We start from the raw sequence: 12,911 nt of genomic DNA, 5'->3' as shown, positions 1-12,911 counted from the left end.
CCATGACTGCACTCTTAACTGTCCAAGACCTGTGTGTCGAATTTCCGACCCGGCGTGGGGTGCTCCAAGCCCTGGATCATGTGTCCTTTTCCATCGCCCCCGGTGAAGTGCTGGGTGTGGTGGGCGAATCGGGCGCCGGCAAGTCCCTGACGGGTTCCTCCATTATTGGTTTGCTCGATGCCCCTGGTCGCATCAGCGGCGGCCAGATCCTGCTGGAAGGCGAGCGCATCGACAATCTGAACCAGGACCAGATGCGCAAGATTCGTGGCCGCAAGATTGGCGCGATCTTCCAGGACCCGCTGACCTCGCTGAACCCGCTCTACACCGTGGGCCATCAACTGGCTGAAACCATCGTCACGCACCTGCCCCTGTCCTGGAAACAGGCACGGGAACGCGCCATCGAACTGCTGGAAGCCACCGGCATTCCGGCAGCGCGCGAGCGTATTGACCACTATCCGCATCAGTTCTCTGGCGGTATGCGTCAACGGGTCGTGATTGCGCTGGCACTGGCGGCCGAGCCCAAGCTGATCGTGGCGGACGAACCCACCACTGCGCTGGACGTCTCCATTCAGGCGCAGATCATCGACCTGCTAAAAAAACTCTGTCGCTCGCAAGGCACTTCGGTCATGTTGATTACCCACGATATGGGGGTGATTGCCGAGACTGCCGACCGCGTGGCCGTGATGTACGCCGGTCGCATTATCGAAATTGGCCCTGTTCAGGATGTGATCCAGAAACCCAGCCACCCCTATACCCGTGGCTTGATGCGTTCCATCCCCAATCTGCACGCCGGACTGGAACGTCTGGAACAAATCCCCGGCAGCATGCCGCGCCTAAACGCCATCCCGCCGGGCTGTGCCTTCAATCCGCGTTGTGACCGCCGTTTTGATCGTTGCCTGGTCGAACGCCCCGAGCTGTTGCCTGTTCCCCCACAAACACAGGCGGCCTGTTGGCTGCATGCACAGGAGTCCGCATGAGCGCCCCTAAACAAGCCCTGGTCCAGGTCAAGGACGCTGCCTGCTGGTTTGATGTGTCCCCGCCCTTGCTGGAACGTCTGGTTTACCGCAAACCCAAAGTCAGCCTCCGGGCGGTCGATGGCGTCAGTTTCACCTTGAACAAGGGTGAAACCCTGGCACTGGTGGGTGAGTCCGGCTGTGGCAAATCTACCGTGGCCCGTTTGCTGACGGGTCTGTATTCGCTGACACGCGGCGAGATTCTGTTTGATGGTCAGTCCCTGAAAACCATGGACAAGGCCAGCCAGAAGGCCATGCGCAAGCGCCGTCAGATGATTTTCCAGGATCCCTATGCCAGCCTGAATCCGCGCTGGCGCGTGGGCCGCATCATTGCCGAGCCGTTGGTCACGCACACTGACATGAGCCGCGCCCAGCAAGAGGCCAAAGTGGCCGAGCTGCTGACGCAAGTAGGGTTGAACCCCAGCGACGCTCAGCGTTACCCGCACCAGTTCTCCGGCGGCCAGCGCCAGCGTATTTCCATTGCCCGTGCGCTGGCCCTGCAGCCTGAATTTATCGTCTGTGACGAGCCGACCTCGGCGCTGGACGTGTCGGTGCAGGCACAGGTACTGAACCTGATGAAGGATTTGCAGCGCGAGTTGGGCCTGACCTACCTGTTCATCTCGCACAACCTGGCCGTGGTACACCACGTCGCCGACCGGGTTGGCGTGATGTATCTGGGCCGGATTGTGGAAATTGCACCACGCGATGACCTGTTCGCGCAGCCTCGCCACCCCTACACGCGCATGTTGCTGGGAGCCATTCCCGACATGAGCGGGGCGGGCAAAAGTCGCATTCCGGTAGCAGGGGAAGTGCCCAACCCGCTGAACCCGCCATCAGGCTGTACCTTCCATCCACGCTGCCCGCTGGCCAATGATCGCTGCCGCCGCGAAGCCCCGGCTTTGCTGCAAACCGGGCAGCACGAAGTGGCTTGCCATGCTGTAGAAGAAGGGCGCGATCAGGCCTGATGTAAAAAACGCTGCATCTACTGCCTTTGGCAGTGGCTGCAGCGTTTTTTTGACCGCTGATTATTCTTGAGCAACACACCTTTCCTGGTCGGAAAGCAGGGCTGGAAAATACCCAGGGTGATGATGTTCTAATGAGCAGCCGGACCATTGCGGCCCGGCGCAAAAATATCAGTTTTGAGTCGCAGGCGCGAAATCGGCCAGATGGCAGGACAGGATGTCCGCAATGGCGCGATCATCCAGGCCACGAGAGCGCAAGTCAGCAGACAGGGCGTCCACATCCACACGGGCCAGAGGACGCTCGGCACCACGAGGGCGGTCGTCGCGCACCACGCGAAAGTCGTAATCGCGCTGGGCGGTCTTGGCCACTTCGTAGTGCATGACTTCGTCCACTTCGTTTTCTGGCGTGAAGGTCAGCACGGTAGGGCGCAGGGAATACAGGTCTTCGGAGTTCATCACGTATTCGGTTGCGCAGATGATGACGGTATCGCCTTTTTGACAGGTACGAGCCGCCGCGCCATTCAGGACTACACAGCGCGAACCGGGTTCACCGAAGATCACGTAGGTAGAAATACGGGCACCGCTGTCCTTATTCCAGATTTCCACAAACTCCATGGGTAAAATGCCCGCTTGTTCGCAGATTTCCGGATCCAGGGTGATCGACCCGTGATAGTTCAAGTCGGCACCGGTCACCTTGATACCATGCAGCTTGGCACGAACCACTTTTTTCATGACAACACTCTCTAGAAACAGGTCCCCTAAAAACGGACACCTAAACTTGGCTAAAACGCGGCTTGCGCTACGCCCTTAGCCCGATCAGGGCTGCGGGAAAGACTGCATCATAAACCCAGAAATGCGCCCAAATCCGTTTAGACCCACAGATTTGTACGGGAAAACCACAAGCCCAATGATTTGCCTGGCGGCCAGTCTGTGCTGTAATCCCCTCTGCCGCGTCGCACCGGTCTTTTTTATTTTCAATACGATACCGCTTTCCATGCCCAACCTGCTCATCGAGAATATTCACAAACGCTATGGCACCCTGGAGGTCCTCAAGGGAGTCTCTCTAAGCGCGGAGCCGGGCGATGTCATCAGCCTGATCGGTTCCAGTGGCTCGGGCAAAAGTACGTTCCTGCGTTGCATCAACTTTCTGGAAGCGCCCAACTCGGGCCGTATCGTCATCAAGGGCGAGGAGCTGAAAACCCGTCTGGACCCTAAAACGGGCGAACTGGTTGCAGTCGATAAACAACAGCTCAAGCGCCTGCGTACCAGCCTGGCCATGGTGTTCCAGCACTTCAACCTGTGGTCCCACATGACAGTGCTGGAGAACATTACCGCCACGCCTATTCATGTGCAGGGAATGGACAAGGCTCAGGCCATTGCCAAAGCCGAACTGTATCTGGACAAGGTAGGCCTGTCGCGCGATCTGGCCAAGCAATACCCCGCCTTCTTGTCCGGCGGCCAGCAACAGCGTGTGGCCATTGCCCGTGCGCTGGCACTGGAACCCGAAGTCATGTTGTTTGACGAGCCGACCTCGGCACTGGACCCGGAACGGGTGGGCGAAGTCTTGCGCGTTATGCAGAATTTGGCCGAAGAAGGGCGCACGATGGTGGTCGTTACCCACGAAATGAGCTTTGCCCGCAACGTCTCCAGCAAGGTGGTGTACCTGCACGAAGGCCAGATCGAAGAAGAAGGCCCACCGGAAGAAGTGCTGGTATCGCCACGCAGCCCTCGTTTGGCGCAATTCCTGGCGGCAGGTGGTTCGTCAAAGGGCTAAGATGCCCGCCTACGGCACGCAGAGCAGTTTGACGGGGCTGTGACTGGCTATTCTGCCCCTTGGGTCGGTTGGATCGTCCAGTCACCGAGCAATCGCGAAGCAGTAGGTTCGCTGAGCCTGCCAGACTGCGACACGACGGAAACATCGAAAAGCCGGATCGCCGGGCCGCCAGAATGCCAGACAGCCGAATGTACATCAACAGGCAAAACAGCCCAAAGACTTCGGCCACACTCTGAGCAGACATAAAGCAAACGGCGCCTTTTGGCGCCGTTATGCATTGGCAGTCACTCCAATGAAGCCGCCAACCAGCAGCTTCTGACTACAACCCTGCTATCAGGACTTGGGACGCGGCATATCGAACAAGGTCAGGTCGGTAATTTCAAAGTAATCGCCAGGACCACCGCCACGCAGAATCGGACGTGGGATCGCGGTGCGGTAAATGCCATCCACGATACAGTTGGGCGAGACATGCACACCCACCACTTCGCCCAGCACCATCCAAGTGTTCAGGTCCTTGCCTTCCGAATCCTTCAATTGAAAGTGCGTCGTCACCTTGCACTCCAGCGAGGCATGGCTCTCGCCCACGCGGGGGGCATCAATCAGTCGAGAGTCCGCAGGCGTCAGGCCCGCAACTTCAAACTCGCGCACATCCTGTTCCAGACTGGTCATGTTCATGGGCTCGGCCAGATCACGCGACGCCAGGTTCCAGGTAAAAACGCCGGTTTCAATGGCGTTGCGCACGCTGTCTTTGTAGCCCACGCTGGAAAATGCGATGACAGGCGGGCGGTAGTTGAACACATTGCAGAAACTGTAGGGGGCCAGATTCAGCACGCCGTCCTTGCTTTTGGTGCCGATCCAACCGATAACACGGGGACCCACAATAGAACTGATCGGGTCGTGGCGCAGTCCATGGCCTTGAGTGGGTTCATAAAAGTGAAAGTCTTTCTGCACGGTTCTCTCTGTTAATAAACACAACAAACTAAACAGGACTGCGGGAAATCCCGGTGGCCCACTGATATACTTTACAACTAAAATAAAGCTGCTGCAAACCGTTGAAACTCAAGGTTTTACGTCTCCTTCCTGCCTTTCAGAACCATCTAGGCACATGAAACATGGAAAATAAGCCCGATCACTGGGCACGTGTAGCGTCTGCTGACCTGGAACACGTGCGCAAATCTGTCAGCGACATGTTCAAATCGCACCAGCTCAAGCAGCTACGTGCCGATCAGACCCTGCAAACCCGACTGCGCCATGCCCAGTTTGGTCAGGTCGCCTTGAGCCGCCTGGGCTATGGCGCCGACGTACACATACAGCCTGATCACCTGGCCGGGTTTTACCTGGTTCAGATGCCCCAATACGGCACCGCCAAAATCCGCTGCGGTGGCCAAACCGTGGACTCCAGCCCCTACGCCGCCACGATCCTGAACCCCAACGAGGACGTGGATATGGTCTGGCACGCCAATAATGAGCAATTAATGCTCAAGATAGACCGCAATCTGGTGGAACAGGCTGCCCGTGGTCTGGGTCTGGATGTCGGCCCGCAAGGCCTGCTGTTTCCGGTACGCCTGCAGGCTCACACCCAACCTTCCTGGCAGATCATGCTGCGCTACGTGCTGGACTGTGCCCGCAACTACGAGTACATCCGACGCTCCCCGCTGATAATCAACCAGCTGGAGCAATTGGCGGTGACGACCCTGCTGGATCTACACCCACCGGCTCAAATTCAGGCGCTGAACCCCACTCGCATCTTGCCGCGCCATCTTAAGAAAGTCGCCAGCCATCTGCATGAACAGGCCCATTTGCCCGTCACGGTGGACGAGCTCAGCACCATCGCTGGCGTCAGCTCGCGTACCTTGCAACAAGCCTTCAAGGAGCACTATGGCGTCAGCCCCATGCAATATCTGCGCCAAGTGCGGCTGGACCGTCTACGCCACGAACTGATCCACTCCAACGAGCCTCATCTGACGCTGGCTGATCTGGCCATGCGCTGGGGCTTTGCACACCAAGGCCGTTTCAGCGCCGAATACCGCAGCCGCTTTGGCGAAACGCCTAGCGAGACCCTGCAACGAGTGCGCGGCGGTCAGCACTAAGCGGACCGCCTCATTCATCCTGTCACCCCTTCAAGATACGCTGGGCGGCCAGATAGCCGGATTGACCACCCAGGCCAGGGCCCGGATGCACCGCTGCACCAATTTGATGCAGATTGCGCCAGGGCGTCGTGCCACTGCGCGCGTTCTTGTGTCCGGCAAAAGGGCGCATGAAAAAGAACTGATCGGGTGAGCACACACCGCTATACGGGTCACCTCCCACCAGATTCATATTCAAGGCTTCCAGATCCGCCGGGCTGACGCTATGTCGCCCGATGATCTTGCCAGCCAGACCGGGCATAACGGTTTCCAGACGGGCCTGTACACGGTCAGCCATCGCCTCGCGCACGGCTTCATTCCAGCGACCATCCGCCGGCACAGGAATCTCGCCCGCCTCATCACCTTTGATATGGCGCGGCAGCTCCTGCATTTGCACCCATAAGATCCAATGTCCTTCCGGTGCGCGAGTTACATCCACCGCCACCGGCTGGCCCACGGCCAAGGTCGGTTTGGCAGGCAGGTAGCCATTGCTGGCCGTCACCACGGAGGAGCACACCTGCTCCATGCTTTCCGTCACGTGAACCATGGGTACATGGCACAGTTCCGGATCCACCCAGTCGGGTGGGGAATTCAAGGCAAAGTGAATTTGCATGCCGCCGCGACCATAGTGATAATCCTGGGCGGACTTCAACAGCTCGGGTTCAACTTCCGGCAACAAGTCGCCGTAAAGCTGACCGGGCGTCACATTGCACACCACCGCCCGGCGGGCCAGGTAGCGCTGCGTGCCGACACACACCCCGATGGCTTTATTGCCTTGCACCAACACGCGATCCACATGGGAATGAGTCAGTACCGCGCCACCGGCATCTTCAATAATGCGGGTAAAGGCTTCCACAATCTGGTAACTGCCGCCTTTGACCACCGGCATACCACCGCTGACCACGGCGCTGAAAGTCAGTTTGCCGATCAAGGCCGAGCTGGCCTCATCCGGGCCCAAGCCGCTATGCAACACCCAGGGAGCAATCATGGCGCGAGCCAGGTCGCTGCGCAGATCACGCATGGCCCAGCGCCGGAAGCTTTCCAGGGCTTGCGAGCCAAAGGACATCAAACCGTCCAGACCCCGTTCTCGCCAGGCGCCAAACGCCAGTTTGGCCATGGGCCAGCGGTAAGGCTCACCGCCTAGCAACCCAAACACCAAACCGGCATCCGGGCCAAACATACGTGCCGCCATCGCCCCCAAGGCATCGCCTTCACCGGGCATCAAATCATTGAAACGACGCACCGTGTCGTCCATATCCTGGCGCAAAGCCAGACTAGGACCACCAGGAATTGCCAGACCCGTGCTGTACTGGCCTTTGACAAACTCCAAACCGGCCTTGGCCAAGGGTTCGGCCAGGGCGGCATAAGAAGCGCCCCCCATGAACAGGGGATACCAACTGGACAACACATCGTGAGTGAAACCGGGGAACAGCTCCTGCGTACGGATACACCCCCCGGCCACGGCGTTGCGCTCCAGCACCGTGACCGACAAACCCCGTTGCGCCAACAAGGCAGCGCAGGTCAGGGAGTTCATCCCGCTGCCGACAATGACAACATCAGCGCTGTGCGCGTCACTCATTTCAACGGTCTCCGCTAGGCGTTGTCAGGTTGGCGAAACGGCCACGGTGAAACACCGCCGGTTCATGTTCGGTCAAGGTGGTGTGGCGCACCACACGGCCAATAAACAAGGTGTGATCGCCGCCTTCATGTTGACGGTAGTTCTCGCACACAAAGGTCGCCACACAATCGTCCAGCAGTGGCACACCTTCTTCCCCATCCACATGAGAGACCAGCGAGAACTTGTCCTTGACCTGAGAATTGGCAAAACCCAGGGCCACGGGCACTTGCTCCTGGCTGATCACGTTGATGGCAAAGTGGCTGCAGTTTTCAAAAACCTCCAGGCTGGGCGAATGATTCACCAAGCTCCACATCACCAAAGGCGGCTCCAGCGACAGGGAGGTAAAGGAATTGATGGTCAGACCCACCGCCCGGCCATCGGGACAACGAGTCGTGACAATGGCCACACCCGTTGGAAAATGGCCCAGTGCCTGGCGAAACGCACGGCTATCGACCACATTCAGATTGGACGGTGTGGGTTTGGCGTCAGCGGCTGCCAACGCTTGGGCAGACACGGCCTGCCGCTGCTCAGCGGTTTGGGACGGGCAGTCTTGCAGCGTTGCGGTGGGGGTCATGATACGTCTCCTTGAATACTATCTATCAGGCGGCCACAGATTGGCTGCGAGTCTTCTCGATCAATGCCTGAGCGGCACTCAGATCTTCCCAGGCCGGGAACAGAACTGGCGGGTGGTTAAAGCTGTTGGCCAGGAAATGGGCCAGGGCAGGCGATTGCTGGGCCGAGGTCAACAAGGCAAACGAGGAGTCGGTTGGCGGCTTCAACATGGAGTTGGTCCAGCGCACGACCAGGTTGGCGTAATCCCAGTAACGCTCGAACGTTTCCTGCATCCAGTTACGATCAAACGCGCCTTCACCGCGCTGCAAGATGCTGTCCAGATATACCTGGGCGGCTTTGGCCGCATTGTTGGAGCCCTGGCCGGTAATCGGGTCGTTCACGACCACAGCATCGCCCAGACCCAGCACCATACGGCCCGACGGCAGCGTCAGCACGGGTTTGCGTACCGTGGGAGGGAAAGCGCCGGACAGGTAACCCTGGGCATCGGTCAGTTCCACATTGCGGGCACGATCGGCTTCCCAAGGCAAAAATTCACGCAGGAAGGACACGCTTTGCTCCAGGTGCGCTTCAGGCGTCTTGGCATCGCGGAAGCGATCCAATGGGCCACCGGGCACGCCTTCAAACACCATGATGTCGCATGGACCGGACAAGGTCAGTGATGGGAACACAAAGTATTCGCCCACACCGGGGATGAAGTTGAAGGACACACGCGAGTATTCGGGCGTAGGCTCCAGGCCGTGTACGTAAGTCAGGGCCAGAGCGCGCTGGGGCTTGTCGTACATGGAGCGCTGATCGTCACGCTCGAACAGTTTGACCACTTCGCCTTTACCGGCCGCCAGCATGGTCAGATCATATTCCTGGGTGATGCGCTCCAACTCGGCCACGCCCACGTCTTCCATGATCAGCTTGCCGCCACGCTGCTCGAACAATTCCAGCCAGTAAGGCATTTTCACGCGCTGGTCGGTGGCTTGTGCTTCGCGATCCAGACGGCCACTCCAATCCACAGCCTTGGTGTCCGGCTGATCGGGATTAGGCAGGGCAAAGCCGATACCTTGTACAGGTGGGCATTCGTCATCCCAGAAGTTCAAACCCAGACGGCGCTCGACGTCCAGCGCCTCGGCAAACATGCACTGGCTGGACATCACGCGGCCACCACGAATATCGTCAGGACCACGGTTGGTGAAAACGGCTACGTCGTAGCCCTGGGCCAAAAGGCCAAATGCAACGGGCATGCCAGCTTGGCCAGCGCCCACAATAGCAACTTTACGCATGATTTTTTTCCTTCTGAGGGAGCGAGGGACGCCACCGTAGCGGCATCCCGGTTTTTCTTATTCAGCCAATTTGGGAATGGCGGGTACACCTTGCTCGGGGCCCATGGCCGAATAGCCGCCATCCACGGCATAATCGGCACCGGTCACGAAACTGGCGGAATCCGACAACAGGAAGGAGACAACTTCACCGACTTCCTGGGGATCGCCTACGCGGCCCAGCATGTGAAATGCCGAGGCCACGCGGTCGGTTTTGGCGCGATCGCCGCCAGTCAGCTCGTCCATCACCCGCGACCAGATCCAGCCGGGCGAGACCGAGTTGACGCGGATACCGTCTGGAGCAAAGTCCAGCGCCATGCTGCGCGTCAGTTGCAACAAGGCGGCCTTGGAGACCGGGTACAACCAGCGTCCGGTTTGTGCGATCGACGATGAAATGGACGTGAAGTTGACGATGGAGCCACCACGCGGCAACAAGGGGCGCACAGCCTTGGCCGCTTGCACCGCGCTGACCAGGTTGATGTCCAATGCCTTGAGCCAGTCCTCACGGCTGGAGGCCATGCCCTCATCCAGATAGGAACAGGCCAGATTGACCAGGCCATCCACACGACCAAAATGCGCCTTGACCTGCTCAATAGCGGCATTCAGGCTTTGATCACTGGTGATGTCCACTTCCCAGAATTTGGCTTTGGCGGCATCGTTGCCCACGGCTTGCTGGCCACCTGCGGCATCAATATCAAACACGGCCACACGTGCGCCGTAGCCCATCAGCACCTCGACCACGCCTGCGCCAACACGCGTTGCGCCGCCGGTCACGATGACTACCTTATCCTTCAGTCCTTTCATGTCGCTCTCCTGCCGCGGGCCTTAGAAAGGCACCGCCACTTTTACAAAAAATTGTTTTCCTTCAGGACGGCCACGCACGCCCAGATCCTGCTGGTACTTGGCCGTAATCAGCAGACCTTTCTCATTGGCGTAACGCAGGCTGGGACCAATGGCAAAGGCACGTGCCTTGCTATCGCCAGCCATCGGGCCACGGTCACTTTCAATCTGTTGATAGGCGTAACCACCCACCCCCAGCACCAGACCATTGCCAAAACCCCAGCCCACGGCGTAATCCGCGTGAATGGCTTTACCCGTACGGGTTTCGGTGTCACTGTTACGGAAGTTGAAGTCCACCATCATCTTCAAATCCCAGTTGATGCCGCTGGGCTGCGTGTAGCTGAACGCAGCAGCAGGCTGAATGGCCCAGTAATTGCGGCCCAGGTTGGCGCTGTCGGTCACCTTGTAGCGGCCGGTAGGGGCGACAAAGTCCACGCCCAGGATGTAGTGCATCTTCTCGCTGGGATGAAAACCCAGAGCAGGACCAAACACCACATCACCCAGACCACTGCGGCGCTGGGACTGGCCAGCGGCTTGCGCCTTGACCGTCAGCAAGGGGGCCAGCGCGTGGAACGCCAATTGGCCACCCAACACTTGCTGGTCCGTCACCCAAACCAAACGAGGCGCAACCATCGCCACATCAACTTTGAAGTCGGGAATAGGCAACTTGTCGCCGTTCTGGTCACGCACCGAGTCGTAACGCATGGCACCGCCGTACATCAGCAAGTGCACACCGGGTGGTGGCAAAGCGCCACTCATGAAATTTTCCAAACCGTCGGGATAAATAGGCAGGCCATTACCCTCAATGGCATAAGCTGGACCGGCGCCCAATGCACCTGCTCCCAGTACAACGGCTGCTATTGTTTTATTGATGTCCCCCACGTCCGTTCTCCTTTTGTTTTTTAGGTATGACGATGAGGCCAATGGTAGAAGTGCCGTTTGTGCCGGTATATCCACTTTGCGCAGCACCTAGCCAATAAGCGCAAGAAGCCGCAAAAGCAGGGAAAACCCCGATTTGGTTTAGATTTAAAGGATGGCGATCAGCAAGGCCGTTAAACGCTGTGTTTCAACGCTTACCAGAAATAATTTCCTCGCTTCTCGCGCGATGAATAAGTACTATCACCGCGACCTCCACATCCAGAGCAGCGAACGATGTGTCATACCGTCGTCGTGGACCTGGCCACACCTTCGTCTCTTCATACCGATGAGCCCCAATCTCTCTTTTGCTGAATCCCGATTCGGCCAGCCTTTATTCAGCCGCCGTTCTGGTGCCTGGGCCTTTGTTCTGTTTTCAATGCTGGCCGTCATGGCGACGTGGACCCTTTACTGGCTCACCCCCATGATTTCGGACGACTTCAACTACGCCAACAAAGGCATTGCGTGGACGTCGATCAAACAACATTACCTGCAATGGAGCGGTCGACTGGTCTCGGACACGCTCTCGAGCGCCATGCTCAACCTAGCCCCGGGGTGGCTGAAAGCCACGTTGAATACGGCAGCCCTGCTAGGCCTGATCACGGTACTGACGGCGCTCGGCGCGCAACTGGCTGGAAGAGCCTTGCGCCCCTCTTTGCTGCTGCTGGTCTTTACCTTGTATTGGCTGGTCAATCCCAATCTGGGACAAACCACCTTCTGGTTGGTAGGGGCTGCCAACTACCTGTGGCCCAATCTGTTCAACTTTGGCTTTGCACTGGCCTTTGTGTGGTATTTGCAAAAAGGCAGGCCCTCTGTCGTCACAGGCTTGGCGCTCTGCATTCTGGGCGTGCTGGCCGGTTGCTCCAATGAGAACACCGGGATTATCAGTTGGGGCTTGCTCGCGTATCTGAGCCTGAGGCACTATCAGCGCACAGGCTCGCTAAGCCCATGGCATCTGGTTTGGTTGCTCTGTATGGGGCTGGGGATCACCGTACTGGTCCTGGCACCGGGCAATCAAATACGCGCAGAGTTCTTTGCCCATTGGTACGACCAGCCTTTGTTATGGCGCATTGGGGAGCACTTTGCTCGTCGATTCCCGGACGCGATACTGCGTTACTGGGGGGTCATTCTGGTGATGCTGGTTTGGCGTTTTGCCGCAGGGCCTGCCAGCTCTGAATCAGCACGCCGGGCAATATGGCTGCTCATTGGCGCGTCACTTCTAGCCAATGCCATTCTGGTTTTGGCGCCCAATATCCCCAAGCGAGCCCTAAATGGCGGCTTGATGTATCTGCTGGTGGCCCTGTCGATTTATGCGCATGATTTATTGGCGCAAGGGCAGCGCGCCATCCCTATGCAGCGCAGCCTGTTGGTGACATTAGGAGTCTGCGGCACACTCTGGCTGGTATCCAGCGGCCTCATGTTACGCAGTTATCACGGTACCTGGGAGCAGGATCAGGTGCGGCGCGCGCTCTTGGTCGATGCCCACCAGCATCAGCGCCAGCATGTCGCACTGCCGAAGTATTATTTCCTACCCACTTTGCGCTCGCGGGATCGCTTTGATATGCACTTCAACCCCAAAGCCATGGCCCGATACTACGGGAGCAAAGCGGTGATCAACGAATATGCCGTCCATCAGTACTATGACCTGGAGACAGGGGCACCCCCACCCGCCCCCTGAAGCTGTAAAACTTGCGCATTTACTCCGCTACAAGCCGCTTCAGGCCCCGGCGGGCCTGAAGCGGCGTTTTACAGAGAGAAACGTCGACCAGGACTGCAGCAGCAA

Annotated in this window: 12 protein-coding genes; 5 read left to right on the top strand and 7 right to left on the bottom strand. The window is 58.3% G+C overall.

Translation table 11 applies throughout. From position 1 onward, the window contains the following. The first annotated feature begins 2 nt into the window (after positions 1-2). Positions 3-977, top strand: a complete 975-nt coding sequence (locus AB7E06_RS03370; RefSeq protein ID WP_026483910.1) for an ABC transporter ATP-binding protein — start codon at positions 3-5, stop codon at positions 975-977. Further along, a complete protein-coding gene (locus AB7E06_RS03365) occupies positions 974-1,978 on the top strand; it encodes an ABC transporter ATP-binding protein (RefSeq protein WP_427955078.1) in 1,005 nt (334 codons plus the stop codon). The genes AB7E06_RS03370 and AB7E06_RS03365 overlap by 4 nt, the downstream gene beginning before the upstream one ends. 168 nt (positions 1,979-2,146) lie before the next feature. Here AB7E06_RS03365 and panD read toward each other — a convergent pair whose 3' ends face one another. Beyond that, positions 2,147-2,707 (bottom strand): aspartate 1-decarboxylase, encoded by a 561-nt coding sequence (gene panD, locus AB7E06_RS03360; protein WP_094195190.1) that lies wholly within the window; start codon positions 2,705-2,707, stop codon positions 2,147-2,149. 262 nt (positions 2,708-2,969) lie between these two features. On the opposite strand from panD, the gene AB7E06_RS03355 reads away from it, so the two are divergent. Next, entirely contained in the window at positions 2,970-3,749 is a 780-nt protein-coding gene (locus AB7E06_RS03355) for an ABC transporter ATP-binding protein (RefSeq protein WP_094195188.1), read from the top strand. A gap of 333 nt (positions 3,750-4,082) precedes the next feature. On the opposite strand, the gene AB7E06_RS03350 is transcribed toward AB7E06_RS03355, so the two are convergent. Then, positions 4,083-4,700, bottom strand: a complete 618-nt coding sequence (locus AB7E06_RS03350; RefSeq protein WP_094195187.1) for a flavin reductase family protein — start codon at positions 4,698-4,700, stop codon at positions 4,083-4,085. A gap of 161 nt (positions 4,701-4,861) precedes the next feature. Here AB7E06_RS03350 and AB7E06_RS03345 point away from each other — a divergent pair, with 161 nt between their 5' ends. Next, positions 4,862-5,839 carry an AraC family transcriptional regulator gene (locus AB7E06_RS03345; RefSeq protein WP_094195186.1) on the top strand — a complete coding sequence of 326 codons (978 nt, stop codon included), beginning with the start codon at positions 4,862-4,864 and terminating at the stop codon, positions 5,837-5,839. 22 nt (positions 5,840-5,861) lie between these two features. Here the strand turns inward: AB7E06_RS03345 and AB7E06_RS03340 are convergent, their stop codons facing one another. Genes AB7E06_RS03340 through AB7E06_RS03320 form a run of 5 tightly spaced genes read right to left on the bottom strand, consistent with a single transcriptional unit; the run spans position 5,862 to position 11,086 of the window. Beyond that, the gene (locus AB7E06_RS03340) at positions 5,862-7,454 is read right to left on the bottom strand and encodes a phytoene desaturase family protein (protein ID WP_125277912.1); all 1,593 of its coding nucleotides are present in this window, start codon (positions 7,452-7,454) and stop codon (positions 5,862-5,864) included. A 1-nt stretch (position 7,455) separates the two neighbouring features. Beyond that, the gene (locus tag AB7E06_RS03335) at positions 7,456-8,067 is read right to left on the bottom strand and encodes a flavin reductase family protein (RefSeq protein ID WP_123050694.1); all 612 of its coding nucleotides are present in this window, start codon (positions 8,065-8,067) and stop codon (positions 7,456-7,458) included. A 25-nt stretch (positions 8,068-8,092) separates the two neighbouring features. Further along, positions 8,093-9,337, bottom strand: a complete 1,245-nt coding sequence (locus AB7E06_RS03330) for a styrene monooxygenase/indole monooxygenase family protein (protein ID WP_427955071.1) — start codon at positions 9,335-9,337, stop codon at positions 8,093-8,095. Between the two features lie 57 nt (positions 9,338-9,394). Continuing rightward, complete coding sequence (locus AB7E06_RS03325; RefSeq protein WP_094195182.1) at positions 9,395-10,177, bottom strand: SDR family oxidoreductase; 783 nt, start codon at positions 10,175-10,177, stop codon at positions 9,395-9,397. A 21-nt stretch (positions 10,178-10,198) separates the two neighbouring features. After that, on the bottom strand, positions 10,199-11,086 hold the full coding sequence (locus AB7E06_RS03320) for a SphA family protein (RefSeq protein WP_094198222.1): 888 nt from the start codon (positions 11,084-11,086) through the stop codon (positions 10,199-10,201). A 331-nt stretch (positions 11,087-11,417) separates the two neighbouring features. Here AB7E06_RS03320 and AB7E06_RS03315 point away from each other — a divergent pair, with 331 nt between their 5' ends. Then, entirely contained in the window at positions 11,418-12,806 is a 1,389-nt protein-coding gene (locus tag AB7E06_RS03315; protein WP_395029524.1) for a DUF6056 family protein, read from the top strand. Positions 12,807-12,911: the final 105 nt, after the last annotated feature.

The organism is Alcaligenes sp. (assembly GCF_050255915.1).
Classification (GTDB): domain Bacteria; phylum Pseudomonadota; class Gammaproteobacteria; order Burkholderiales; family Burkholderiaceae_B; genus Alcaligenes; species Alcaligenes aquatilis.
Note: the sequence above shows the minus strand (reverse complement) of the source record. Positions and strands in the feature narration are given on the sequence as shown.

Coding starts and splice junctions, on each gene's coding strand:
- AB7E06_RS03355 (WP_094195188.1), top strand. CDS start 2,970: ATGCCCAACCTGCTCATCGAGAATATTCACAAACGCTATGGCACCCTG.
- AB7E06_RS03335 (WP_123050694.1), bottom strand. CDS start 8,067: ATGACCCCCACCGCAACGCTGCAAGACTGCCCGTCCCAAACCGCTGAG.
- AB7E06_RS03325 (WP_094195182.1), bottom strand. CDS start 10,177: ATGAAAGGACTGAAGGATAAGGTAGTCATCGTGACCGGCGGCGCAACG.
- panD (WP_094195190.1), bottom strand. CDS start 2,707: ATGAAAAAAGTGGTTCGTGCCAAGCTGCATGGTATCAAGGTGACCGGT.
- AB7E06_RS03340 (WP_125277912.1), bottom strand. CDS start 7,454: ATGAGTGACGCGCACAGCGCTGATGTTGTCATTGTCGGCAGCGGGATG.
- AB7E06_RS03345 (WP_094195186.1), top strand. CDS start 4,862: ATGGAAAATAAGCCCGATCACTGGGCACGTGTAGCGTCTGCTGACCTG.
- AB7E06_RS03330 (WP_427955071.1), bottom strand. CDS start 9,337: ATGCGTAAAGTTGCTATTGTGGGCGCTGGCCAAGCTGGCATGCCCGTT.
- AB7E06_RS03365 (WP_427955078.1), top strand. CDS start 974: ATGAGCGCCCCTAAACAAGCCCTGGTCCAGGTCAAGGACGCTGCCTGC.
- AB7E06_RS03315 (WP_395029524.1), top strand. CDS start 11,418: ATGAGCCCCAATCTCTCTTTTGCTGAATCCCGATTCGGCCAGCCTTTA.
- AB7E06_RS03370 (WP_026483910.1), top strand. CDS start 3: ATGACTGCACTCTTAACTGTCCAAGACCTGTGTGTCGAATTTCCGACC.